18 protein-coding genes are annotated in these 20,086 nt (G+C 72.6%); 17 read left to right on the top strand and 1 reads right to left on the bottom strand.

Features of this window, described 5'->3' with window-relative positions; genetic code table 11:
• Positions 1 to 57: 57 nt before the first annotated feature.
• From E1293_RS01680 to E1293_RS01665, 4 genes are read left to right on the top strand one after another with little or no spacing between them, the layout of a single operon-like run.
• Positions 58 to 1,203, top strand: coding sequence for an acyl-CoA dehydrogenase family protein (locus E1293_RS01680; RefSeq protein WP_132193020.1), 1,146 nt, complete (start codon positions 58 to 60; stop codon positions 1,201 to 1,203).
• Positions 1,200 to 2,183 carry an acyl-CoA dehydrogenase family protein gene (locus E1293_RS01675; protein WP_132193018.1) on the top strand — a complete coding sequence of 328 codons (984 nt, stop codon included), beginning with the start codon at positions 1,200 to 1,202 and terminating at the stop codon, positions 2,181 to 2,183. Before E1293_RS01680 ends, E1293_RS01675 begins: the two co-directional genes overlap by 4 nt.
• Positions 2,180 to 3,376 (top strand): acyl-CoA dehydrogenase family protein, encoded by a 1,197-nt coding sequence (locus E1293_RS01670; RefSeq protein WP_132193016.1) that lies wholly within the window; start codon positions 2,180 to 2,182, stop codon positions 3,374 to 3,376. The genes E1293_RS01675 and E1293_RS01670 overlap by 4 nt, the downstream gene beginning before the upstream one ends.
• Complete coding sequence (locus E1293_RS01665) at positions 3,373 to 4,443, top strand: acyl-CoA dehydrogenase family protein (RefSeq protein ID WP_132193014.1); 1,071 nt, start codon at positions 3,373 to 3,375, stop codon at positions 4,441 to 4,443. Before E1293_RS01670 ends, E1293_RS01665 begins: the two co-directional genes overlap by 4 nt.
• Positions 4,444 to 4,456: 13 nt before the next feature.
• Here E1293_RS01665 and E1293_RS01660 read toward each other — a convergent pair whose 3' ends face one another.
• A complete protein-coding gene (locus E1293_RS01660) occupies positions 4,457 to 6,028 on the bottom strand; it encodes a GMC oxidoreductase (RefSeq protein WP_207938616.1) in 1,572 nt (523 codons plus the stop codon).
• Between the two features lie 115 nt (positions 6,029 to 6,143).
• Between E1293_RS01660 and E1293_RS01655 the strand changes: the two genes are divergently transcribed.
• From E1293_RS01655 to E1293_RS01595, 13 genes are all read left to right on the top strand, one after another.
• Complete coding sequence (locus E1293_RS01655) at positions 6,144 to 6,749, top strand: TetR/AcrR family transcriptional regulator (RefSeq protein ID WP_207938615.1); 606 nt, start codon at positions 6,144 to 6,146, stop codon at positions 6,747 to 6,749.
• 259 nt (positions 6,750 to 7,008) lie between these two features.
• Positions 7,009 to 7,884, top strand: coding sequence for an acyl-CoA thioesterase (locus E1293_RS01650; protein WP_132193010.1), 876 nt, complete (start codon positions 7,009 to 7,011; stop codon positions 7,882 to 7,884).
• 275 nt (positions 7,885 to 8,159) lie between these two features.
• Positions 8,160 to 10,493 (top strand): xanthine dehydrogenase family protein molybdopterin-binding subunit, encoded by a 2,334-nt coding sequence (locus tag E1293_RS01645; protein ID WP_207938614.1) that lies wholly within the window; start codon positions 8,160 to 8,162, stop codon positions 10,491 to 10,493.
• 4 nt (positions 10,494 to 10,497) lie between these two features.
• Positions 10,498 to 11,373 carry an FAD binding domain-containing protein gene (locus E1293_RS01640; protein ID WP_132193008.1) on the top strand — a complete coding sequence of 292 codons (876 nt, stop codon included), beginning with the start codon at positions 10,498 to 10,500 and terminating at the stop codon, positions 11,371 to 11,373.
• Positions 11,366 to 11,851 carry a (2Fe-2S)-binding protein gene (locus E1293_RS01635; RefSeq protein ID WP_132193006.1) on the top strand — a complete coding sequence of 162 codons (486 nt, stop codon included), beginning with the start codon at positions 11,366 to 11,368 and terminating at the stop codon, positions 11,849 to 11,851. The genes E1293_RS01640 and E1293_RS01635 overlap by 8 nt, the downstream gene beginning before the upstream one ends.
• A 27-nt stretch (positions 11,852 to 11,878) precedes the next feature.
• Positions 11,879 to 12,715: a mycofactocin-coupled SDR family oxidoreductase gene (locus E1293_RS01630; protein WP_132193004.1), complete on the top strand. Its 837-nt coding sequence runs from the start codon at positions 11,879 to 11,881 to the stop codon at positions 12,713 to 12,715.
• A gap of 14 nt (positions 12,716 to 12,729) precedes the next feature.
• On the top strand, positions 12,730 to 13,923 hold the full coding sequence (locus tag E1293_RS01625; RefSeq protein ID WP_132193002.1) for a cytochrome P450: 1,194 nt from the start codon (positions 12,730 to 12,732) through the stop codon (positions 13,921 to 13,923).
• A gap of 144 nt (positions 13,924 to 14,067) precedes the next feature.
• Positions 14,068 to 14,895: an MlaE family ABC transporter permease gene (locus E1293_RS01620; protein ID WP_132193000.1), complete on the top strand. Its 828-nt coding sequence runs from the start codon at positions 14,068 to 14,070 to the stop codon at positions 14,893 to 14,895.
• Between the two features lie 10 nt (positions 14,896 to 14,905).
• The gene (locus tag E1293_RS01615) at positions 14,906 to 15,760 is read left to right on the top strand and encodes an ABC transporter permease (protein ID WP_132192998.1); all 855 of its coding nucleotides are present in this window, start codon (positions 14,906 to 14,908) and stop codon (positions 15,758 to 15,760) included.
• On the top strand, positions 15,757 to 16,824 hold the full coding sequence (locus tag E1293_RS01610) for an MlaD family protein (protein ID WP_132192996.1): 1,068 nt from the start codon (positions 15,757 to 15,759) through the stop codon (positions 16,822 to 16,824). Before E1293_RS01615 ends, E1293_RS01610 begins: the two co-directional genes overlap by 4 nt.
• Positions 16,824 to 17,966 carry an MCE family protein gene (locus tag E1293_RS01605; protein WP_132192994.1) on the top strand — a complete coding sequence of 381 codons (1,143 nt, stop codon included), beginning with the start codon at positions 16,824 to 16,826 and terminating at the stop codon, positions 17,964 to 17,966. Before E1293_RS01610 ends, E1293_RS01605 begins: the two co-directional genes overlap by 1 nt.
• Positions 17,966 to 19,045, top strand: a complete 1,080-nt coding sequence (locus tag E1293_RS01600; RefSeq protein ID WP_132192992.1) for an MlaD family protein — start codon at positions 17,966 to 17,968, stop codon at positions 19,043 to 19,045. The genes E1293_RS01605 and E1293_RS01600 overlap by 1 nt, the downstream gene beginning before the upstream one ends.
• A complete protein-coding gene (locus E1293_RS01595; RefSeq protein WP_132192990.1) occupies positions 19,042 to 20,085 on the top strand; it encodes an MCE family protein in 1,044 nt (347 codons plus the stop codon). Before E1293_RS01600 ends, E1293_RS01595 begins: the two co-directional genes overlap by 4 nt.
• The last annotated feature ends 1 nt before the right edge of the window (position 20,086 follow it).

The raw sequence follows: 20,086 nt of genomic DNA, 5'->3' as shown, positions 1-20,086 counted from the left end.
CCGGATAACCAAAGGCAGTATTGCAATCCTTACAATGATTGAAATAGCGTCGTCGGCATGGACTTCACGATGGGCGAGGCCGCCACCGCCCTGCGCGGCGACCTGCGCAGGCTGGTGGCCGAGCACGTCCCGCCCGGGTTCCTCGGGGCCTTCACCGACGACCCGTCCGACCTGGAGGCGGCGCAGCGCTTCTGCCGCCTGCTCGCCGAGCGCGGGCTGCTGTGCCTCGCCTGGCCCGGGGAGTACGGCGGCTCCGGCGCCTCGGTGTGGGAGCAGACCGTGGTCCGCGAGGAGATGTGGGCGCACCACGAGCCGAGGGGCGCGCAGTACATGGGCGTCAACTGGGTGGGGCCGACGATCATGCGGCACGGCACGGCGGAGCAGCGGCGCCGGCACCTGCCGCCGATCGCGGGCGGCGAGGTCATCTGGTGCCAGGGGTTCAGCGAGCCCGACGCCGGCTCCGACCTCGCGGCGCTGCGGACCGCCGCCCGGCGGGACGGCGACGGCTGGCGCGTCTCCGGCCAGAAGATCTGGACGTCCTACGCGACGATGGCGCAGTGGTGCTTCCTGCTCGCCCGCACGTCGACGGGGGAGCGCAGGCAGCACGGCCTGACGATCTTCCTCGTGCCGATGGACGCACCGGGCGTCGAGGTCAGGCCCATCGCGTCCATGATGGGGCCGCACCACCTCAACGAGGTGTTCTTCAGCGACCTCCGGGTGACGGAGGCGGACGTCCTCGGCGCCGTCGACGGGGGCTGGGACGTGGTGCAGGAGGTGCTGTCGTTCGAACGCGTCGGCATCGCCCGCTACGCCCGGTGCGAGCGCCTGCTCCAGGAGGCGCCGCAGGTCCTCGGCGACCGCTGGGACGACCTCCCGGACGAGCTGCGCGGGCGGTGGGCGCGGATGCTGACGCACTGCCGGCGCGCCCGGCTGCTGGCCTACCAGGTGGTGTCGAAGCAGGACGCGGGCACGGTGCGGCCCGCGGACGCGGCCGCGTACCGGATCGCGGTGACCCGGCTCGACCAGGACAGCGCCGACGTGCTGACGGAGATCGTCGCGTCGGCCGCGCCGGACGGCGCGCGGGCCCGCCGGTTCCGCCTCCAGGTGGAGGACCACTGGCGCTACTCCCGGGCCTCCACGGTCGCGTCTGGGAGCATCGAGATGCAGCAGATCCTGCTGTCCCGCTCGCTCCTGGCCTCATGAACATCGACCTGAGCGACGAGGCGGCCGAGTACGGGCGGCAGGCGCTGCGTGCGTTCCAGGCGGCCGGCGGGGACGACCTGGTCCGCCAGGCCGAAGCCGAGCCCGGGCGCCGGGCGTCCCTCGTCGGGCCGGTGCTGGACGAGATGGGCGCGCTTGGCCTCGATCCCCGCGGCGACGCGCGGGAACTGGAGGCGGCGGCCGCGGTGTGCCGCGCCGCCGGCCGCTTCGCGGTCCCGTTCCCGGTGGCCGAGCGGCTGTGCCGGCCCGCCGGCCCCGACGCCGGCGGGCTGCTCGTGGTCGACGGCGCCCGTCCCGCCGGGGCGGTCGCGGGGCTCGACCTGCGCTGGGCGGCGGTGACGCTGGACGGCCTGCGCGGCGGTGCCGTCGTGCGGTCGCCGGAGGCACCGCCCCGCACGTCCGCGTTCGTCACGGAACTGGACCTGCGGCCGGTCCGAGGCGACGGCGCGCCGGACTTGGCCCTCGGCCTGGTCCTGCCGTGCTGGACCCTGCTCGGGATGCTCGACCGGGCGATCGACCTGACCCGCGAGCACGTCCTCGTCCGCGAGCAGTTCGGGCAGGCGCTCGCGCGGTTCCAGGGCGTGCGGTTCCAGCTCACCGAGGCGGAGGTCGAGCGCAGCGGGGTCGAGGTGCTCGCGAAGTACGCGCTCTGGAGCGTCCAGGACGGCCGCGACGAGGCGGTGGACGACGCGCTCGCGCTCCGGCTGGCGGCCGTCGAGGCGGCCGACGTCGTCTTCCGCGTCGCGCACCAGCTGCACGGCGCCATCGGCTTCTGCGACGAGGCGTTCCTGTCGTGGCTGTCCCGCTACAGCCAGCCGCTGCGGCGCCTGCCGCTGGGCCTGTCGGGGACGCGCGACCGGCTGACGCGCCGGCTGGGCCGGCGCGGCCTGACCGGTCCGTACGGCGAAGCACCGGTCGACCGAGCACCGGTCGACCGAGCACCCGAGCGGGCGGCGCGGTGACCGGGGATCTCGATGAGTTCCGCGCCGAGGTGCGCGGATGGTGCCGCGCGCACATTCCCGCGAACTGGCGGCGAGCCCAGACGGGCGTCTCGGATGCGGAGTTCGCCGGCTTCCAGAAGACGTGGTTCCAGGAGCTGCGTCGTGCCGGGTTCGCCGTTCCGCACTGGCCGCGCGAGTGGGGCGGCGGGATGCCGGTGGCCGAGCAGATCGTGCTCCACCAGGAGCTCGCCGCCCACGACGCGCCGAGGCTCGTCCTGGCGTTCGTCGCGATCCACCACGCCGCTGCCACGCTGCTGGCCGCCGGGACCGACGAGCAGCGCCGCCGCCACCTCCCGGCCATCCTGGACGGCGAGATCTGGGCCCAGGGCTTCTCCGAGCCCGGCGCCGGATCCGACCTCGCCGCGCTCTCGGCCACCGCCCGCCGGCAGGGCGACGGCTACGTCGTCAACGGGCAGAAGGTGTGGGCGAGCGGCGCCGCGCACGCCGACTGGTGCCTGCTGCTCGCCCGCACCGGTCCCGAGGCGCCGAAGCGGCGCGGCATCTCCTGCTTCCTGCTGGACATGACCACGCCCGGGATCGACGTCCGCCCCATCCGGCAGGCCACCGGAGAGTCGCACTTCTGCGAGATCTTCCTGGACGACGTCGTCATTCCCCGCACCGGCCTCGCCGGACGGGAGAACGACGGCTGGCGGGTGGCGCAGGCGACCCTGGCAGCGGAACGCGGCATGACGATGCTGGAGCTGGCCGAGCGGCTCGGCAACGCCGGCTTCCGTTGGCTGGTGGAGACGTGCACCCGTCCTGGACCAGACGGCGTGCGCCCCGTCGACGACTCGCTCGTGGCCGACCGGCTGGCCGCGTTCGAGACCGAGCTGACCGCTCTGCGCGCTCTCTGCCGCGACCTGGTGGAACGCCATGACGCGGGCACGTCCGGCCCGGCCGACGCCTCCGTCGTCAAGCTGTTCTACAGCGAGCTGCTCCAGCGGCTGACCGGCTTCGGCGCCGGGATCGCCGGGCCCGCCGCCCACACCGAGCTGCGCAAGCCCCGGTCCAGCGGATGGGAGTCGGGGGCGTGGGCGCTGGACTTCATCGGCTCGTGGGAGTGGACGATCCCGGGCGGGACGAGCGAGATCCAGCGCACCGTCATCGGCGAGCGCGGCCTCGGACTGCCGCGCGACCCGGGCGCGGGCCGATGACCTCCGAGTTCTCCGACGCCCACGACGAGCTGCGCGCCGTGGCGCGCGACCTGCTCGGCGAGGCCGGGCGGGGCCGCGCAGCCTGGAAGGCGATCACCGATTCCGGCTGGCCCGGCCTCGAAGTGCCGGAACCGCTGGACGGCGCCGGCGCCACCTTCGCCGAGGTCGCCGTCGTCCTTGAGGAGATGGGACGCGCCGCCGCGTGCACGCCCTACTTCGGGGCTGCGGTCCTCGGAGTCGGAGCGCTGCGCCTCCTGGAACCGGGGCCGGGCAGGGACGCGCTGCTGCGCGACATCGCATCGGGGGCCGCCGTGCCAGCGGTCGCGCTGGCGGGCGACACCGGCACCGCCGAGCCATCGTTCCGCCTGGAGCGCTCGCCACGGGGGCTGCTGCTGCACGGCGGCGCGGAGTTCGTGCCCGACGCGGTCGAGGTCGATCGGCTCCTGCTGCCTGCGCTCGCATCCGACGGCGAGCCCGTCTTGGTCGACGCCGGTCCGGACGCGGCCGGGATACGTGTGACCGCTCAGCCGCTCCTCGACGCGACCCGCCGCTTCGGACGCGTGACCGCCGACGGTGCGGTCGTGGAAGGGGACTCGGTGCGGCGGTTCGCCGGACACCCCGAGGCGGCCTTCCTCCGCTTGCATGATCGCGCCGCCGTGGCCGTCGCCTGCGACAGCCTCGGCCTGAGCGAGGCCATGCTGGACGCGACCGTCGCCTACGCGGGCGTGCGGGAGCAGTTCGGCCGTCCCATCGGCTCGTTCCAGGCGGTCAAGCACGCGTGCGCTGACATGTTCGTCCAGGTCACCGCGTCCCGCCACCTCGTGGAGGCCGCCGCGCGGGCATTGTCGGCGGACGATCCCGAAAGCCGGGTGGCGGCGTCCATGGCGAAGTCGTACGCCTGCGAGGCCGCGGTGGACGTCGCGGGCAAGGCGATGCAGTTGCACGGAGGCATGGGCTACACCTGGGAGAGCGGTGTCCACGCCTACCTGAAGCGCGCGATGCTCAGCCGCTCCCTGTTCGGCTCGCCCGCGGCCCACCGGCGCCGCATCGCCCGCCGGTACCGCTGATCACGAGAGCCCGTCAGAACACCGCGCCCACGTCCTCGGCGATCAGGTCGTCGGTCGCGCGCTCCGCGACCGCGGCGATCGTCATGGACGGGTTGCAGGCGGCGGCGGTGCCGGGCAGCAGCGCGCCGTCGAGCACATAGAGGCCGCGGTGGCCCTTGACCCGGCCGGCGAGGTCGCACACGGTGCCCATGGACGCACCGCCGAGCGGATGCCAGGTGGAGGGGTAGGCCCCGGTCGTGTCGGTGAGCACCGACCGCGGACCGGCGATCGCGGTGACGCGCTCGTTGATCCGCCTGTAGAGGGTGTCGTCGGCGCCCTTCGGCCACTGCAGCACGGCGTCGTCCTTGGCGGAGTCGTAGGCGAAGCGGCCCCGCCCCTTGCTCACCCCGTATCCGACGATCATGGTGGAGCGGATGTTGGGCAGCGGCGGCAGGGACGCCTGGATCACGGTGTTGGCCGTCCCGGGGTCGTCCCAGTCGAAGGTGCCGTAGACGACGGGCCCGCCCTGCGGCGCGCCGAAGTCGTCCTCGAAGTCGGTCCAGAGGTAGATGCGGTCCCCGTTGGAGCCCCAGCCGGTGCCGAGGCCGTCGGGCATGTCCGGGATCTGGTCCTTCGCCGACGCGCGCATCAGCAGCTTGGTGGTGCCGGCGGTCCCCGCCGCCATGACGAGGGCCGCGGTGGTGATGATCTTCTTCTCCAGCACGGTCCCGTCGGTGGCGATCCGGTCGACGGACACCTGCCAGCGGCCGTTTTTCGCCATCGCGACGTCGGTGACGTTGTGCTGCGTCGCGACGGTCACGCGGCCGGTGGCCCGCGCGGCGGCGATGTAGGTGACGTCGACCGAGTGCTTGCCGCCGTTGTTGACTCCGAGGGCGCAGTCGCCGTTGGTGTAGGACGGTTTCATCTCGCCCTTCAGCTCGCGCAGCGCGAAGGTCCAGTCGATCGGCATCGGGATCTTCGACACGGGGTACCCGGCGCGCTCGACGTCGCGGGCGAAGATGCGCGAGGGGTTGTAGGTGCGGCTGGCGATCAGCTCGTCCGGCGCGGTCTCGATGCGCAGCATCCGCGCGACGCGGCGGTAGTGGATCCGGTCCATCCGGGCGTAGTCGAGCTGCTCGGGCAGGTTCGCGTTGAACACGTTCTCGGCGGGCTGCAGGGTCATGCCCTGGTACACCAGCGACCCGCCGCCGACGCCGGCGGCCACGATCATGTCCATCCCGTTGCCGGGCACCTGCTCCAGCAGCCCGGTGTAGTGCGGGAACGGGTCCGCCGGGATCCCGAAGACGGTCGGGGTCGAGCCGAGCCAGAACATCCGCTTGTCCGGGGACGTGGCGTGCGGGAACGTCTCGGCGCCCGGCCCCGTGGGCCACCAGACGCCGCGCTCCAGCACCAGGCACTCCACGCCCGCCTGCGCGAGCCGGAGGGCCGCGACGCCCCCGCCGAACCCGGATCCGATGATGACGGTGCGGTGCTCCTCGCGCGTCACCGGTACGCGGCGCGGTGCGGCGGCCCGGGCCGCGGGCGTCCCGGCGGCGGCGAGCCCCACGGTGGCGGCGGCGCCGGCCAGCAGGGCACGACGGCTCATCTCTGGCATGATCACTCCATTAGCGAAACGCTACCGTTCTCTTAAGGTAAGCCGATGGTAGAGAGCGGAACGCGCCGTGTTTACTGGCCGAACTGAGTGATCCGCGGGAGAGAATGTGAACCCGGATGCCAACCGAGCGGTGAAGCGGCGGAGCCGTATCTCGCCCGATCGTGCGGCCGAATTGTTCGCGCTCGTGCTCGACCGGTTGCGCGAGGTCGGTTACGAGGCGCTGAGTGTCGAGGCGGTCGCCGCCCGGGCCCGGATGAGCAAGGCCACCATCTACCGGCAGTGGGGCGGCAAACCCGGGCTGGTCATCGCGGCGGTGCGGTCGCTCGGCCCCCTGGACGTCGACGGCATCGACACCGGGGACCTGCGCGACGATCTGAAGGCGTACGTCGCCCAGTACCACCTGGTGGCGGCGATGGACCACGGGATGAACCGGGCGGTGGCCCAGGCCGTCCACCGCGACCCGCGGCTGCGGGCGGCCGTCCGCGAGGCCGTCGTCGAACCCGGCCTCGCCGCGCTGGACGCGATCCTGGCGCGGGCCGTCGACCGCGGCGAGGTCGCCGCCGGCTGCCCGGCCCTTCCTTACGTCAAGTACATGCTGATCGGGACGCTGGGCAGCGAGATCCACCTGGGCGAGGCCGTCGACCTCGGCTTCCTGCACGGCTATGTCGACCATGTGATCGCCCCGGCCCTCGGACTGCCGCCCGCGCGCTGACGGCGGGCCGGAACCGGCCGCGATCCGGTGACTCCGTGCCGCTCCGCCTCTTGCGTTTCGTGCCCGGGTGAGGTGAACTCGGCAGCAAGACAATACACATTCTCCGATTTTGTTCAGCCGAGGTCGCGAGCGACCCCGTGGCCGCCCCCCGGGCATCCGGGCGGGCGCGAAGGGCCATGACCTCATGATAATCCCGTTACCGTCTGACAGAAATCGATTATCCGAAATCAAGAGCGCTCTTCTTGACGGGAGTACGGCCATGACCGGGCCCACGCTGGAACGGCTGATCCGCCTCTTCGACGTCGAACCGGACGGCTCCGGCGGGCTCCGTTTCGTGGGCGTCGGCGAAGGCGGCGGAGGCCGGCGGGTGATGGACGGCGCCCAGGTCCTCGCCCAGTCCATTGTCGCCGCCGCCAAGGCCCTGCCCGAGCACACCGTCCGCTCGGCGCACGTGCTGTTCGCCTCGGTGATCCGCCCGGACGAGCCCCTGCACTTCACCGTCACGCCGGTGCGGTCCGGCCGCTCGTTCGCGTTCACGTCGGTCACGGCCGCGCAGGCCGGCGGGATCCGCACGACCGCGCAGCTGCTGCTGGACCGTCCGGCGGCCGACGTCATCAGGCACGACCGCTGGACGGGGCCGCCGGTCGCCGGCCCGCAGGACACTTACCCCGCCGACCTGCCGCTGCCCGGCCGCCGGGTGCGCATCGCGGACGTCCCCGACCCCGACAGTCCTGCCGAAGTGGGCCCGCCGCTGCTCGACGCCTGGCTCCACTACGACCCGGTCCCGGACCGCGACGACCTGCGCCGCGCGCTGCTGGCGCACTTCACCGGCCACCTGTCCGTCTCCACCGCCATGCGGCCGCACCCCGGGATCGGCACCGCCCAGGCGCACCGCACCGTGTCCACCGCGCCGCTGTCCATCGCGGTGCACTTCCACGAGCCCGTCCAGTGGGACGGCTGGATCCGCTACCACCACGAGAGCACCTACGCCGGGGCGGGGATGGGCTTCGTCCGCGGCCAGGTGCTGACCGAGGAGGGCCGCTTGATCGCTTCGTTCGCCCAGGACGCCATGATCCGCGCATTCGAGGCCGCCGCCTCGGCCGGAACCTCCTTACCGGTCGAATCCCGCCTGTGAACCGCACCCGGATCCGCTGATCCGGAATTCGTCCGAGGCTCCCGTCCGGCCATTGCTGCAGGCCGCGCGAGAAGCCCATTCCGCCATGCCGCAAACATCGCATATGCCCTGTTCGGAAGGGGTATTGACCGCCTTTTCGGGCGAATGTTAAGCAAGTGCTCAGCATTTATCGACCGACCGACCGACCGACCGGCAGTACGACAGGCAACCGCACAGGGAGGACTTCCGTTGAGTGAGCCGACCCCGTCCGCCCGGACACCCGGGCCGGTGCGCCCGTGACCGGCGTGACGACGGCCGCGGCGCGCTACGCCGGGACGCGGGTCCCGCGCGTCGAGGACGCGCGGCTGCTGACCGGCCACGGCACGTTCGTCGACGACGTGGTGCGGCCCGGGATGCTGCACGCCTGCTTCGTCCGCAGCCCCCTGGCCCGCGCCCGGATCCTGGGCGTCGACGCGGCCGAGGCGCTCGCCGTCGACGGGGTCCAGGCGGTGTTCACCGCCGCGGACCTCAATCCGGACGTCCGCGAGCAGTGGTACACGCTGATCGGCAAGGACGTGCCGGACACCCCGCGGCCACCGCTCGCCGAGGGCGAGGTCCGGTTCGCCGGCGACCCCGTGGCGATGGTGGTCGCCACCGACCGCTACGTCGCCGAGGACGCCGCCGAGCTGGTGGCCGTCGACTACGAGCCGCTGCCCCCGGTCGTCGACTACGCCACGGCGGGGGAGTCCGGCGAGCTGGTGCACGCCGGCTACCCGGGCAACGTCGCGGGGGAGTTCCCCGGCGCGCCGTTCGAGGAGGTCGAGCCGGTCTTCGCCGAAGCGCCCGTGGTCGTGCGGCACACGATCCGCCAGCAGGCCTGCGGCCAGGTCCCGATCGAGACGCGCGGCATGATCGCCGAGTGGTCGGCGCCCACCGGCGAGCTGACGATCTGGGCGGCGACGCAGTCCCCGCACGAGGTGCGGCTGTTCTGCTCCCGGCTGCTGGGGCTGCCCGAGCAGCGGGTGCGGGTGGTGATGCGCGACACCGGCGGCGGCTTCGGGCAGAAGGTGATCCCGCAGCGTGAGGACATGTGCGTCATGCTGGCCGCGCGCAAGGTGCCGGGCCCGCTGAAGTGGATCGAGGACCGGCGGGAGAACCTGCAGTCGGCCGGCATGTCGCGGCACGCCCACGGCGACGTCCGGATCGCCCTCGGCGACGACGGTGCGATCCTCGCCGCCGCGCTCGACTACGTCGAGGACGTCGGCGCCTACCCTGCGCCGTGGCCGGTCGGGACGTCCGCCGCGGTCGGGATGTTCTTCCCCGGCCCGTACCGCGTCCCGAAGGCCGCGTGGGCGACGACGTCGGTGTTCTCCAACACCTGCGGCCGCACCGCCTACCGCGGGCCGTGGCAGTTCGAGTCGCTCGCGCGGGAACTGCTGCTGGACGCCGCCGCCCGCGAGATGGGCCTCGACCCGGCCGAGCTGCGCCGCCGCAACCTGCTGCGCCGCGACGAGCTGCCCTACACCAATCCCTGCGGCATCCCCTACGACGGCATCTCGCCGCTGAAGACGTTCGAGCAGGCCCTCGAAATGCTCGGCTACGAGGCGTTCCGGCGCGAGCAGGAGCGGGCCCGCGCCGAAGGCCGGTACCTCGGCGTCGGCACCTGCACCTACGTGGAACCGACCTCGGCCGCGGTCGGGCTGCACGCCACCGAGGGCGCGACGATCCGGATCGAGCCGTCCGGCAAGGTCAACGTCTACGTCTCCGGCGGGTCGAGCGGCAACAGCATCGAGACCACGGTCGTGCAGCTCACCGCCGACGCGCTGGGCGTGGACATCGCCGACGTCAACACGGTGCAGGGCGACACGGCCGTCACCCCGTTCGGCGGCGGCGCGGCCGGCAGCCGGTCGGGCTCGATGACCGCGGGCGCCGTCGCGGAGACGGCGACGGTGCTGCGGGACCGGATCGCCGCGATCGCCGCGCACCGGCTGGAGGCGTCCCCCGGCGACATCGAGCTGGACGGCGGGCGCGCCCGCGTCCGGGGCGTGCCGGAGGCGGGCGTCTCGCTGGCCGAGATCGCCTCCGCCGCCTACTTCCAGCCGGAGAGCCTCCCGCCGGGAGTGCCCGCGGGCCTGGAGGCGTCCGGCCGCTACCGGCCGGAGCACCCGCTCATCTACGCCAACGCCACCCACCTGTGCACCTGCGAGGTGGACGTGGTGACCGGCGCGGTGACCCTGCTGCGCTACATCGTCAGCGAGGACTGCGGCCCGATGATCAACCCGAACGTCGTGGAGGGGCAGATCGCGGGCGGCGTCGTGCAGGGCATCGGCAACGCGCTCTGCGAGCACCTCGCCTACGACGCCGAAGGCAACCCGGTCGCCACCACCTTCATGGACTACCTCCTGCCCACCGCCGCCGGGATACCCGACATCGAGTACGGCCACATCGAGACGCCGTCCCCCGGCCCCGGCGGCTACAAGGGCGTCGGCGAGGGCGGCGCGATCGGGGCGCCGCCCGCGGTGGCGAACGCCGTCGCCGACGCGCTGGCGCCGTTCGGCGCCGAGATCACCCGCCTGCCGCTGACGCCCGAGACGGTCGTCGCGCTGGCGCGCGCCGCGGACGGGCGGTGACGCGATGAAGCCGCCGTCGTTCGAGTACCACCTGCCGGGCGGGGTCGAGGAGGCCGTCGGGCTGCTCGCCGAGCTGGGGGAGGACGCCAAGCCCATCGCCGGCGGGCAGAGCCTCGTGCCGATGCTGGCCCTGCGGCTCGCCGCCCCCGAGCACCTGGTCGACCTGCGCCGGCTGGACGGCCTGCGCGGTGTAGAGGAGCGCGACGGGACCGTCCGGATCGGCGCGGGCACCACGCAGGCGGCCGTCCAGCGGTCCGCCGAGGTCGCGCGGTCCGTACCGCTGATGGCCCGCGCCACCCCGCTGATCGGGCACTTCCAGATCCGCAACCGCGGCACCGTCGGCGGATCGCTGGCCCACGCCGACGCCGCCGCCGAATACCCCGCCGTCGCGCTCGCACTCGACGCGCGGCTGGAGGCGGTGTCGCCGCGCGGCGCGCGGACCATCCCGGCCGGCGCGTTCTTCACCGGGCTGTGGAGCACCGCGCTGGCCGAGGACGAGCTGCTGACCGCGGTCGACTTCCCGGTGCGGCGCGGCCGCAGCGGCTTCGCGATCGAGGAGTTCGCCCGGCGCGGGGGCGACTTCGCCATCGCCGGGGCGGCCGTCGCCGTCGAGCTGGACGGCGCCGGCCTCGTCCGCCGGTGCGGCATCGGGCTGTTCGGGCTCGGCTCCACGCCGCTGCGCGCCCCCGCCGCCGAGGCGGCCGCGACGGGCTCCGCGCTCACCGGCATCGACGCGAGCGAACTCGGGCGCACGGCTCTGGCGGAACTGGACTCGGTCCCCGCCGACCTGCACGCGTCCGCCGACCACCGCGCGCACGTCGGCGCCGCCATCGTGGCGCGCGCATGGCGGCGGGCCGCCGAGGAGGCCGCGCATGGCTGACATCACCGTCCGGATGCGGGTCAACGGCGGGCCCCGGAGCGCGACCGTCCCGCCGCGGCTCACCCTCGCCGACTTCCTGCGCGAGCGGTGCGGGCTCACCGGCACCCACCTCGGCTGCGAGCACGGCGTGTGCGGCGCCTGCACGGTCCTGCTGGACGGGCAGGCCGTCCGCGCCTGCCTCGTCTTCGCCGTCCAGGCCGACGGCGCCGAGGTCACCACCGTGGAGGGGATCGCCTCGCCCGCCGGCGAGCTGTCCCCGGTCCAGGAGGCGTTCCGCGACCACCACGGCCTCCAGTGCGGCTTCTGCACGCCCGGGTTCGTCGTCTCCGTCACCGCGTTCCTGCGCGACAACCCCGACCCCACCGACGAGCAGATCCGCGACGGCCTGTCCGGCAACCTGTGCCGCTGCACCGGCTACCAGGGCATCCTCAAGGCCGTCCGCGCGGCGGCGCGCCGGCGGCAGGCCGGGCGCCCGTAGTCCCCCCACCGAAGAGAAGAGGAAGCGATGCCCGGACGAGTCGAAGGCAAGGTCGCGTTCATCACGGGAGCCGCCCGCGGGCAGGGACGCGCCCACGCCGTGCGCCTCGCGGAGGAAGGCGCGGACATCATCGCGATCGACATCTGCAAGCAGCTCGACACCGTGCCCATCCCCATGTCCACCCCCGAGGACCTGGACGAGACCGTGGCGCGGGTGAAGGCCACGGGCCGCCGCATCGTCGCCGCCCAGGCCGACGTGCGCGACTACGACGCGCTGAAGGCGGCCGTCGACGACGGCGTCACCCAGCTCGGCCGGCTCGACATCGTCGTGGCCAACGCCGGGCTCGCCGCCGACGGCGCCCCCATCCAGAACCTGGACGAGAAGCTGTGGCGCGACTCGATCGACGTCAACCTGACCGGCGTCTTCCACACCGGCAAGGCCGCCATCCCGCACATCATCGACGGGGAGCGCGGCGGCGCCATCGTGCTGACCAGCTCCGTCGGCGGGCTCAAGGCGCACCCGAACATCGCCAACTACGTCGCCGGCAAGCACGGCGTGGTCGGGCTCATGCGGTCGATGGCCGTGGAACTGGCCGAGCACAACATCCGCGTCAACTCCGTCCACCCGACGCAGGTGAGCACGCCGATGCTGCTGAACGACCTCACCTACCGGATGTTCCGGCCCGACCTGGAGAACCCGACCCAAGAGGACATGGCGCCGATCTCGCAGATGATGAACGCGCTTCCGGTGCCCTGGGTCGAGGCCGAGGACATCGCGAACGCCGTCCTCTTCCTCGTCTCGGACGAGAGCCGCTACATCACCGGCGTCCCGCTCCCCATCGACGCGGGCTCGATGCTCAAGTGACCCGGAGGAGCGACATGGGCACCGAAGAGACCTTCTACTGGGACCCCTACGACCCGCGGTTCACCCCCGACCCCTACCCGGCGTACCGCAGGCTCAGGGACGAGGCGCCGCTCTACTACAACGAGAAGCACGACTTCTACGCCGTCGGCCGGTACGAGGACGTGGAGCGGTGCCTGCCGGACTGGCAGACGTTCTCCTCGGCGCGCGGCAACATCCTCGAGTTCGTCAAGTCGGGGATCGTGATGCCGACCGGCACCCTCATCTTCGAGGACCCGGAGATCCACGACATCCACCGCAGGCTGCTCGCCCGCGTCTTCACGCCGCGCCGCATCGCCGAGCTGGAGCCGCGGGTGCGCGAGTTCTGCGCGCGCACCCTCGATCCGCTGGTGGGGCGGGACCGGTTCGACCTCGTCGAGTCCGTCGCGATCGACATGCCCATGCGGGTCATCGGCATGCTGTTCGGGATCCCCGACGCCGACCTGGCCGCGCTGCGCGACTCCGCCGACGAGAGCCTGCGCACCGAGGCCGGCGGGCAGATGGACCTGCGCGGCGGCGCCGGGCTCAGCAACGAGATGTTCGGCGACTACATCGACTGGCGGCGCGAGCATCCGTCCGACGACCTCATGACGATGCTGATGACCGCCGAGTTCGAGGACGAGAACGGCCGGTGGCGCACCCTCACGCGCGACGAGGTGCTCATCTACTGCACGGTCGTCGCGGGCGCCGGGAACGAGACCACGGGACGGCTCATCGGGTGGATCGCGTCGGTCCTCGCCGAGCATCCGGACCAGCGCCGGGAGCTCGTCGACGACCCGTCGCTGATCAAGAACGCGGTGGAGGAGGTGCTGCGCCACCAGTCGCCCGGCCCGTTCGCGGCGCGGTACGTGACGCGGGACGTGGAGATCCACGGGCGGACGGTGCCCGAGGGCAGCGCGATGATGCTCGTCCTCGCCGCCGCCAACCGGGACGAGCGGCGCTACCCCGACCCGGACCGGTTCGACATCCACCGCAAGGTCGGCCAGCACCTGGCGTTCGGCGTCGGCGCGCACTACTGCCTCGGCGCCGCGCTCGCCCGGCTGGAGGGCCGGGTGGCGCTGGAGGAGCTCCTGCGGCGCTTCCCGAGCTGGGAGGTGGACTGGGACGGCGCCAGGCTCGCGCAGACCTCGACCGTCCGGGGATGGGAGACGCTGCCGCTCGTCCTGCGCTGACGCCCGGCGGCCCTTGACAGTACTGCGCGGCCGGGAGTGTACTGTCATTCGCTTCAAACAAGAGTCACATTCTCATAATTTGCACATCAGATCGCCGTCCGGCGAGGGAGAGCAGAGGATGCGCGAACGGCAGGGGACACCTCCATGAGCGCGGTCGCGGGACACCGCCTGCGCGCACCGCGCCCGTCCTGGGCCGGGACGCCGCGACGGCTGCTGTCCGGCTGGCTGGAGCAGGCCGGCCTGCTGTTCGCGATCACGCTGGAGGGCTTCCGCAAGACCTGGGACGTGCGCCGCTGGTGGATCGAGTGGATCGAGCAGTGCTGGTTCATCGCCCGGGTCACCACCCTGCCGGTGATGCTGATCGCGCTGCCGCTCGGTGGCACGATCGCCCTCCAGGTCGGCCAGATCGTCCGGCAGATCGGCGCCGAGTCCGGCACCGGGGCCACGGTCGTGCAGGCCCTCGTCACGCAGGTCGCGCCGATGGCGGCGGCCCTGCTGATCTCCGGGGCGGGCGGGTCGGCGATCACCTCCGACATCGGCTCGCGGCGGATCCGCGACGAGCTGGACGCCATGGAGGTGATGGGCATCAACCCGGTGCACCGGCTGGTCACGCCCCGGCTGTGGGCGGCCAGCACCGTCGGCGTCATGCTCTGCTCGCTGATCATCCTGGCGGGCATCGCCGGGGGCTTCTTCTTCAACGTGATCCGGGAAGGGGTGACCCCCGGGTCCTACTTCGACGGGGCGACCTCGCTCCTGCAGCTGTCGGACCTGCTGATCACCCTGTTCAAGGCGTGGGTGTTCGGCTTCATCGCCGCCGCGGTGGCCTGCTGGAAGGGCATGACCTGCCGGTACGGCGCCAGCGGCGTCGGACGCGCGGTCAACCAGTCGGCGGTGGTCGCCGCGATGCTGGTGTTCGCGGCGAACTACGTGCTGTCCACGCTGGCCTACAGCCTCTTCCCGCCCCGGATCTGACGGAGAGCCGATGAACGGCATCGTCCCGTACCGCGCGGCCGTGCTGCTGCGCCGCCGCCGATGGCGCCCGCGCGCCCCCGAGTTCACCGAGTTCCTGGTCTTCTCCGGGATGGTCCTGCACCACCTGGTGACCGACATCGCGCGGGGCAGGCACCTGAAGGCGGTCGTCCGCCAGGTCAGCGACATCAGCGCCGGCGTCGGCGCGGTCGTGCTCGGCCTCGGCATGGTCGTCGTCATCTTCTTCATGTCGTTCTTCACCGGCACCACCGTCGGCCTGCAGGCCATCCCCGGGCTGCAGCGCGTCGGCGTGCAGTCGCTCGCCGGGATCATCGCCAGCTACGCCAACGTGCGCGAGGTGACGCCGATCATCGCCGGGGTGGCGATGGTGTTCCAGCTCGGCGGGTCGTTCACCGCCGAGCTCGGGGCGATGCGGATCTCCGAGGAGATCGACGCCCTGGAGGTGATGGGCATCAACTCGCTGTCCTACCTGGTGTGCACCCGGCTGGCGGCCGCGCTGATCACGCTCGTCCCGCTGTACCTGCTGGCGCTGTTCGCCAGCTTCTTCGCCACCCGGCTCATCTCCATCGGCTTCTTCGGCATCTCGCCGGGGATCTACGACTACTACTTCCACCTGTACCTGCCGCCGATAGACGTCTTCTACAGCGTCGTGAAGGTCGTCGTGTTCACGGTGATCATCGTGCTGATCCACTGCTACCGCGGCTACAACGCCGGCGGCGGGCCGGTCGGGGTGGGCCTGGCGACCGGGCAGGCGATCCGCGAGTCCATGGTGACGATCGTCATGGTCAACCTGCTGCTGTCCTTCATCTTCTGGGGCAACGGCGGAACGGTGAGCCTGACCGGATGAGGACCGTCGACCACACGCCCCGCACCCGCCGCCGCTACGGCGCCCTCGGCGCGGCCCTCCTCGCCGCCGCCGGGCTGGCGTCCTACCTGGCCGCGCGCGACACCCACCCCGGTTCGACCTACCTGCGGGCGACCTTCGGCCGGGCGGGGGAGGGGCTGGACGACCGCTCCGACGTCAAGATCCGCGGCGTCCGGGTCGGGCAGGTCGCCTCGATCCGCCTCACCCCCGAGGGCCGGGCGCTCGTCCGGATCCGCCTGGACCACGGCGTCCGCGCGCCCGCCACCGCCGAGGCGGCGATCTCGCCGCTGTCGGCGTTCGGCCCCAAGTACGTCGACCTGAGACCCGGCCGGGACGAGGGCTCCGGGCCGTACCTCTCCGACGGCGACAGCATCGCCAAGACCAGCGACCCCCAGGACCTCACCGACGTCGCGGCGCCGACCGTCGACCTCCTCGACGCCCTCGGCCCGGACGACGTCGCCACCATCATGCGGTCGCTCGGGACCGGCCTGGACGGCCGTGGGGACGAGCTCGCGCGCCTGGTCGACGACTCCGCCGGACTGCTCGGCCTGGGAGCACGGCGCAGCGGCGACCTCGGCTCCATCATCGGCGACGGCGGCGCGCTCGCCGGCACGGCCGCCGAGCACGGCGACGAGATCGGCGGCATCGCCGACGACCTGAACCTGGTCGCACCGTCCATCGCCGGGGACCCCCGCCAGTTCGGCAGGCTGCTCGACGGCCTGCACGAGTCGGCCCGCACCCTGAACCGGATCCTCGCGTCGGACCCGGAGGCCGCCGGCCGCGTCATCGACTCGGTCACACCGGCGGCGGGCGTCCTGCACAGGTACCGCGACTACTTCCCCGACCTCATCAGCAGCAGCGGGCTGATCCTGACGCAGCTGACCGGCATCGCCAACATCCCGGGGCCGCACGGGACCCTGCTCTCGCGGGTCACCATCCACATCAATCCGAGCACCGCGCTGTGCGACTCGCTGCCGGGCGTCTGCGGGCCGATCGAGCCCGCGGTCCCGAACGAGCCGGACCCGCCCGCGAAACGGGGGAACTGATGTCCGCCGCACGCCGCCTCGGGCTGCGCAGGCAGCGCCTGGACCTGCGCTCGGCGCGCAGGTTCGTGGTGTTCGGCGTCGTCACGACCCTGCTGACCGTCTACATGGCGTTCCGGATCGTCGGCGCGGACCTCGGGCCCGGCCTGCACCTGCGGGCGACGTTCGACGACGTCAGCGGCCTGCGGCCGGGCGACGAGGTGAAGGTGGCCGGTACCCCCGTCGGGCGGGTGACCTCGGTGGAGGTGGTGGACGGCCGCGCCGCGGTGGAGATGAAGATCGACCCGTCGCTGCACATCGCGGCCGACTCCTCGGCCGTCATCCGGTGGAAGGACCTCATCGGCAAGCGCGAGATCTACCTGGAGACCGGCTCCAGCGGCGTCATGCTGACGGACGGCCAGCGGCTCACCCGGACCAGGTCGGCGGCCGACCTCGGCGCGCTCATCAACGACCTGGGGCCGCTGGTCGGCGGGATCGACCCCAACGAGATCAACAAGATCCTGGAGTCGTTCGCCACCGCGCTGGACGGCAACCAGGACAAGATCGACCAGATGTCGGTGAACCTCGCGGCGCTCCTGCGCACGCTGGGAGCGCGCAGCGGCACGATCCGGCAGATGATCGGCGACTACAAGACGGTCACCGACGCCCTCGCCGCCCGCGACCGGCAGATCGCCGCGACCATCACCAACCTGACCGACCTCACCCGGGCCTTCGCGCAGGACCGGGCCGCACTCGGCACCGCGAGCACCCGGCTCGGCGACGTCGCCACCAACCTGGACAAGGTGCTCGGCGGCTCCGCCCCGCAACTCGGCCGGCTGGTGCAGGGCACCAGCGACCTGATGGAGATCGCGCACCGCAGGATGCGCGACCTCGACAAAATGATCAAGAGCCTGCCGTCGGCGCTGCAGGCGCTGCTGACCCTCATGGACGGCGGCAGGTTCCTGCGCGGCAACGCCCTGTGCATGAACGTCGTCTACACCGACACCTGCCCCTTCCCCGAGAACCTGCCGCCGCCGCCCGCCGCCGGCTCCGGCGGCGGGCCGGCGGTGAGCGGCGGCGACGCGAAGCTGAGCCCGGCCCAGCAGCAGGTCTTCCAGGCCATGGTCAAGCTGGCGTTCCTGGGCGGCCGGAGCGGGGGGCAGTGATGGGCCGGACGAAGGACGCGTTCACGAGGTCGTTCCGCGACCGCAGCCCCGTGGCGATCGCCGCGGTGACGATCCCGGCGCTGGCCGCACTCGTGATCGCGGCCTACGCCTATGGAACCCTCGGCCTCTTCCAGGGCGGCTACAGCGTGCGCGGCGTCTTCGCCGGCACCGGCGGCCTGCAGAAGGGCGCCGAGGTGCAGCTCGCCGGCGTCAAGGTCGGCAAGGTCACCGGGATCCGGCCCGACTTCCGCAACGGCCACGTCGTGATCACCTGGAAGGTCGACTCCGGGATCAGGCTGGGACCGCGGATGCACGCCGACATCCGGCTGTCGAACCTGCTGGGCGGCCAGTACGTCCGGCTGTCGGGACCGGTCGCCCGGCCCTACCTGAAGACGCTGCCGGACGACCGGCGGCGCATCCCGCTGGACCGCACGAGCGTCCCGTACACGCTGAGCAACACGCTCGGCTCCGCGTCGGACATCGCCGGCAGGCTGGACGCCAAGGCGGTCGACCGGCTGCTCAGCGAGGCCGCCAAGGTGAAGCTGCCCTCGCAGCGGGAGACCGCCCGGATGCTCGCGGACCTGCGGAAGGTCAGCGCGGCGCTGAACGACTCCTTCCCGCAGGTCGCCGCGATCATCGCCAGCAGCGGCAAGCTGAGCGGTGCGCTGGCGTCCAAGGACCGGCAGCTCACGCAGCTGCTCGACTACGGCGACGGCCTCCTCAAGGAACTGGTGCGGCGGCGCGACGACCTCGCCGCCGCGCTCGGCAGCGGCAGCCGGGTCGTGAAGAGCCTCGACGACACCCTCGCCAAGCACCAGAAGCAGCTGAACACGGTGCTCAACGACTTCCACCTCGCCGCGCAGACGATGGCCGGCGACAACCTGCCGTCCATGAACGTCGCCCTCGCCTGGTTCGGGCCGGCGTTCTACGGGCTGGGCACCGCCGGCAGCCGGGCCGGCCGGTGGATGGAGGGCGGCTTCGTCGGGTTCGGCCCGATCCAGCCCGGCGTGGTCGGGCCGCAGCCGAACTTCAACCCGCCCAACTACCCGCTCGTCCCGACGGGACAGGTCGGAGGATGAGGATGGAACCGCCGCGCCGCCCGCTCGCCGCCGCCATGGCGGTCGTGCTCGGTGCCGCCCTCAGCGCCTGCTCGGTGCTCACGAACCCGCTGTCGTCCCGGACGCCCTACCGCGTCACCGCCTACTTCACCCGGGCCGTCTCCTTCTACCCCGGCTCCCGGGTGCAGGTCATGGGCGTCAACGTGGGGGAGGTCGACTCCGTCACCCCGGTGGGCGGGCGGGTCCGCGTCGTCGCCTCGATCAACGGCGACGTGCCGCTGCCCGCGACGGCCACCGCCGCCATCGTGCCGCTCAGCCTCATCGGCGAGCGCACGCTGACGTTCAGCCCGGCCTGGCACCCCGGCCTGCCCGAGATGCGGGACGGCGCCGTGCTGCAGACGGACCGGACGCAGGTCCCGGTCGAGGTCAACGACGCCCTCAAGTCGTTCGGCAAGCTCCTCGACAACGTCGACCCCGCCAAGGCCGACACCTCGCTCGGCAACGCCGCGGGCAGCCTCGACGGCAACGGCGCCGCCTTCAACCAGGCGTTCCAGCAGGCCGGGCAGCTGGTGAACAGCCTCGCGGGGCAGGACCAGCAGCTCCTGAAGGTCGCGCAGAACCTCGACCGGCTCGCCGGTGTCGTCCGCGGCCGGGAGAAGACGCTCGGCAGGCTCGTCAGCGACTTCGCCAAGGCGTCCTCGATGCTGTCGGACGAGCGGGCGAGCATCCGGACGCTGGTCGAGGCGATCGCCGACCTCGCCAGGCGCGGCGACGTCCTGATCAAGATGCACCAGGACACCATCCCCGCCGACCTGAAGAAGGTCGCGCAGGTCAGCCTCACGCTCAAGGGGAGCTCGGAGACGCTCGGCGGCGTGCTGCAGGCACTGCCGAACATCGCCTTCCAGTTCGTCAACGCCTACCAGCCGGAGAACCACGCGATCGTCCTGCGGGTCACCCTCGACAACTTCGCGCGCTCCTACCTGGCCGCGATCCTCAGGGAGCCCACGATCGACGAGAGCGTGCCGTGCCCGCTCCCGCCCCCGTACTCCAACTGCCAGTAGG

This window comes from Actinomadura darangshiensis, assembly GCF_004349235.1.
Taxonomy (GTDB): Bacteria; Actinomycetota; Actinomycetes; order Streptosporangiales; family Streptosporangiaceae; genus Spirillospora; species Spirillospora darangshiensis.
The sequence above is the reverse complement of the archived record's forward strand: the minus strand, read 5'-3'. Positions and strand labels throughout refer to the sequence as shown.

Excerpts from the sequence above, each read along its gene's own strand:
- E1293_RS01635 (WP_132193006.1), top strand. The coding sequence starts at position 11,366 with ATGGCTGACATCACCGTCCGGATGCGGGTCAACGGCGGGCCCCGGAGC.
- E1293_RS01660 (WP_207938616.1), bottom strand. The coding sequence starts at position 6,028 with ATGAGCCGTCGTGCCCTGCTGGCCGGCGCCGCCGCCACCGTGGGGCTC.
- E1293_RS01600 (WP_132192992.1), top strand. The coding sequence starts at position 17,966 with ATGGGCCGGACGAAGGACGCGTTCACGAGGTCGTTCCGCGACCGCAGC.
- E1293_RS01630 (WP_132193004.1), top strand. The coding sequence starts at position 11,879 with ATGCCCGGACGAGTCGAAGGCAAGGTCGCGTTCATCACGGGAGCCGCC.
- E1293_RS01595 (WP_132192990.1), top strand. The coding sequence starts at position 19,042 with ATGAGGATGGAACCGCCGCGCCGCCCGCTCGCCGCCGCCATGGCGGTC.
- E1293_RS01620 (WP_132193000.1), top strand. The coding sequence starts at position 14,068 with ATGAGCGCGGTCGCGGGACACCGCCTGCGCGCACCGCGCCCGTCCTGG.
- E1293_RS01675 (WP_132193018.1), top strand. The coding sequence starts at position 1,200 with ATGAACATCGACCTGAGCGACGAGGCGGCCGAGTACGGGCGGCAGGCG.
- E1293_RS01680 (WP_132193020.1), top strand. The coding sequence starts at position 58 with ATGGACTTCACGATGGGCGAGGCCGCCACCGCCCTGCGCGGCGACCTG.
- E1293_RS01650 (WP_132193010.1), top strand. The coding sequence starts at position 7,009 with ATGACCGGGCCCACGCTGGAACGGCTGATCCGCCTCTTCGACGTCGAA.
- E1293_RS01610 (WP_132192996.1), top strand. The coding sequence starts at position 15,757 with ATGAGGACCGTCGACCACACGCCCCGCACCCGCCGCCGCTACGGCGCC.
- E1293_RS01605 (WP_132192994.1), top strand. The coding sequence starts at position 16,824 with ATGTCCGCCGCACGCCGCCTCGGGCTGCGCAGGCAGCGCCTGGACCTG.
- E1293_RS01640 (WP_132193008.1), top strand. The coding sequence starts at position 10,498 with ATGAAGCCGCCGTCGTTCGAGTACCACCTGCCGGGCGGGGTCGAGGAG.
- E1293_RS01615 (WP_132192998.1), top strand. The coding sequence starts at position 14,906 with ATGAACGGCATCGTCCCGTACCGCGCGGCCGTGCTGCTGCGCCGCCGC.
- E1293_RS01625 (WP_132193002.1), top strand. The coding sequence starts at position 12,730 with ATGGGCACCGAAGAGACCTTCTACTGGGACCCCTACGACCCGCGGTTC.
- E1293_RS01665 (WP_132193014.1), top strand. The coding sequence starts at position 3,373 with ATGACCTCCGAGTTCTCCGACGCCCACGACGAGCTGCGCGCCGTGGCG.